This is a genomic window from uncultured Sphingomonas sp. (assembly GCF_946477935.1).
GTDB lineage: Bacteria > Pseudomonadota > Alphaproteobacteria > Sphingomonadales > Sphingomonadaceae > Sphingomonas.
The window spans coordinates 1-3,442 of record NZ_CAMLAC010000309.1; the positions used below are offsets into that span (position 1 = coordinate 1).

At 66.4% G+C, this 3,442-nt stretch carries 4 protein-coding genes; 3 read left to right on the forward strand and 1 reads right to left on the reverse strand.

The genetic code is table 11. The annotated features are described in order from the left end of the window. From Q0U08_RS19000 to Q0U08_RS19010, 3 genes are all read left to right on the forward strand, one after another. Window positions 1-379, forward strand: a 379-nt coding sequence (locus Q0U08_RS19000) for a murein hydrolase activator EnvC (RefSeq protein WP_298093311.1), incomplete at its 5' end; no start/stop codon positions are given. Between the two features lie 56 nt (window positions 380-435). Continuing rightward, entirely contained in the window at window positions 436-1,662 is a 1,227-nt protein-coding gene (gene tyrS / locus Q0U08_RS19005) for a tyrosine--tRNA ligase (RefSeq protein ID WP_298093312.1), read from the forward strand. A gap of 124 nt (window positions 1,663-1,786) precedes the next feature. Further along, window positions 1,787-2,104: a PilZ domain-containing protein gene (locus Q0U08_RS19010; RefSeq protein ID WP_298093313.1), complete on the forward strand. Its 318-nt coding sequence runs from the start codon at window positions 1,787-1,789 to the stop codon at window positions 2,102-2,104. Window positions 2,105-2,107: 3 nt separating this feature from the next. Here Q0U08_RS19010 and Q0U08_RS19015 read toward each other — a convergent pair. Beyond that, window positions 2,108-3,442: ATP-dependent DNA helicase RecG (locus Q0U08_RS19015; protein ID WP_298093314.1), on the reverse strand; the 1,335-nt coding region annotated here is incomplete at its 5' end.

Below are 3,442 nucleotides of genomic sequence, written 5' to 3' on the forward strand. Positions count from 1 at the left end.
CTCCGGCTTCGTCTGGCCGGTCGACGGCCGCGTCGTTCGCCGCTTCGGCCCCGGGGGCAGCGGGGAGCGCAACGACGGCATCAAGATCGCGGTGCCCCTCGCCACGCCGGTCAAGGCCGCGGCGGATGGCGTGGTCGCCTATGTCGGTGACGGCATCGCGGCACTCGGCGGGCTGGTCATCGTCAAGCATGGCGACAACTGGACCAGCGTCTATGGCCATGCCTCCAAATTGCTGGTCCAGCGCGGGCAGAGCGTGAAGCGCGGACAGACGATCGCGCTGTCGGGCGACACCGGCTTTGCCGACCGGCCGGAATTGCATTTCGAACTCCGTCGTGGCCGCACCCCCGTCGATCCGCAGACGCAGTTGCCAAAGAAGTGATGCCGCCCAACTGAAGGGTGACGACGCGGGTGCGCATGTGTAACGACACACACGCTATGACCTATCAGTCCGATCTGCTTCGCACCCTCTCTGACCGCGGCTATATCCACCAGTTGACCGATGCTTCGGCATTGGACGCGCTGGCGGCCAGCGAGATCGTGCCGGGCTATATCGGCTTCGATCCGACCGCGCCGTCACTGCATGTCGGGCATCTGGTATCGATCATGATGCTGCGCCAGTTGCAGCGCGCCGGCCATAAGCCGATCGTGCTGATGGGCGGCGGCACCGGCAAGATCGGCGATCCCAGCTTCAAGGACGAAGCGCGCAAGCTGCTGACCGAAGATACCATCGCCGCCAACGTCGCCTCCATCAAGCGCGTGTTTGAACGCTTCCTGACCTTTGGCGACGGCCCGACCGATGCCATCATGCTGGACAATGCCGAATGGCTGGACCGGCTGGAATATATTCCTTTCCTGCGGGACATCGGCCAGCATTTCTCGGTCAACCGGATGCTCAGCTTCGATTCGGTGAAGATGCGGCTGGACCGGGAGCAATCGCTCAGCTTCCTGGAATTCAACTACATGATCCTCCAGGCCTATGACTTCCTGGAACTGTCCCGCCGTGCCGGGTGCCGCCTGCAGATGGGCGGATCGGATCAGTGGGGCAACATCGTCAACGGCGTCGATCTTTCGCGCCGGGTGGATGGGACGCAGGTGTTCGGGCTGACCACCCCGCTGCTGACCAATGCCGACGGCACCAAGATGGGCAAGACGGTGGGCGGCGCGGTCTGGCTGAACGCGGACCAGTTGCCCGATTATGATTACTGGCAGTTCTGGCGCAACACCGCCGATGCCGATGTCGGCGTGCGGCTGCGCCTCTTCACCGATCTTCCCCTGGACGAGATCGCCCGGCTGGAAGCGTTGCAAGGCGCGGAGATCAACGAGGCCAAGAAGATCCTCGCCAATGCCGCCACCGCGATGTGCCGCGGGGCGGCGGCGGCGGAGGAAGCCGCGGAAACCGCACGCCGGACCTTTGAGGAAGGATCGGCCGGCGGTGCCCTGCCGACGCTGGCGGTTGCCGGCGGCAGCATCGGCATCGTCGACGCGCTGGTCGGACTGGGTTTCGCCAAGTCGAAGGGCGAGGCACGGCGCCTGGTCGCCGGCGGCGGCGCGCGGGTGGAGGGGGAGAAGATCGACAGCGACACCGCGGTGATCGCTGTCGGCCAGGGGATCGTTCGCATTTCCGCCGGCAAGAAGCATCACGGGCTCTTGGAAGGCGCATAATCGCGATGCGCCGCAGCACAGAATCTTGATCTACATCATACTGATTTTCATAATAAAAAACTTACCTGCATCTTCTTACAGCCGTTATGGCTGTTTCACCACAAGGTGAATGCGGGAATGGGATATGAGCTGGTCGACGACGGTAGCCGGTCATGAGGATCGCGGTGAACCGCGTCATGAGGTGTTTCACCGCACATCGGCCACCGTCCCGGATGGGGGCAGGATCACCGTCGTGATCGTCAACGTATCGGGCGGCGGCCTGATGGCGCGGTGCATCGATACGTTGGAGGTCGGCGACCGGATCGACATCCTGCTGCCGGTGCTGGGCAGCGTGAAGGCTCAGATCCGCTGGTCGCTCGGCGGGCGAATCGGCTGCCAGTTCAACCGGCCGGTGCCGACCCACCTGTACTTCCCGTTCCTCTCGGCGCTCCGCGGGACCTGAGCCTTATCCGGAGCGGAGCAGCGCCACCCCCGTCTCCCGCTCGAACAGATACAACGCCGTCCGCGCCGCCTGCCCCCTTGGGCCTTGCAGCCCGCCGTCGCGATCGATCAGCAACCGGGCATCGTCCTGCGCGCACTGGATCAGGTCGCCCAGCATTTCGGGCGCGACCAGCCTGAACGCCAACTCGCCCGACTGACGCTTGCCGAGCAGGTCGCCCGCCCCGCGCAGCCGCAGATCCTCCTCCGCGATCCGGAAGCCGTCATTCGTCTCGCGCATCAGGGCAAGGCGCGCGCGCGAGGTTTCCGACAGCGCATTGCCGCGCAGCAACAGGCAACGCGACAGCCCCCCGCCCCGACCGACGCGCCCGCGCAACTGGTGCAACTGCGCGAGGCCGAAACGGTCCGCATGTTCGATCACGATCAGCCGCGCATTGGGCACGTCGACGCCGACCTCGATCACGGTGGTGGCGACCAGCACGCCCAGCCGGTTGCCGGCGAACGCCTCCATCACCGCGTCCTTCTCGGCCGGCTTCATCTTGCCGTGGATCAGACCGACCCTGTCGCCGAACAGCGCCCGCAGGGATTCCGCGCGCATCTCGGCGGCGGCGAGGTCAGACTTCTCGCTTTCCTCGACCAGCGGGCACACCCAATAGGCCTGCCCGCCATCGGCCAGGTGCCGCCCCAGCCCGGCCGCCACCTCGTCCAGCCGCTCCTCGGACACGACCCGTGTCTCGATCGGCTCGCGCCCGGGCGGCATCTCGTCCAGACGGCTGACATCCATCTCGCCATAATTGGCCAGCGTCAGCGTGCGCGGGATCGGCGTCGCGGTCATCGCCAGCACGTGCGGACTGCGCCCTTTCTCCTGCAGCATCATGCGCTGCTGCACGCCGAAGCGATGCTGCTCGTCCACCACCACCAAGCTGAGATCGCGGTAGGTGACGCCTTCCTGGAAGATGGCATGCGTGCCGACCAGTATGTCGATCTCGCCGGCGGCCAGCGCCATCAGCGTCGCCTCGCGCGCACGTCCCTTGTCGCGGCCGGTCAACACGCCGATCTGCACCGGCAGGCCCGCCAGCGTCTTGCGCAGCGTCTCGTAATGCTGCCGCGCCAGGATCTCGGTCGGCGCCAGCATCGCGCCCTGCGTCCCCGCCTCCACCGCGATCAGCAGCGCCATCGCCGCCACCAGCGTCTTCCCCGCCCCGACATCGCCCTGCAACAGCCGCAGCATCGGCGCCTCCTGCGCCAGATCGCCCTCGATCTCGCGCACCGTGCGGCCTTGCGCCCCCGTCAACTGATACGGCAGCCGCAGCATCTCCCGCAGCCGCCCGTCGCCCTTCAA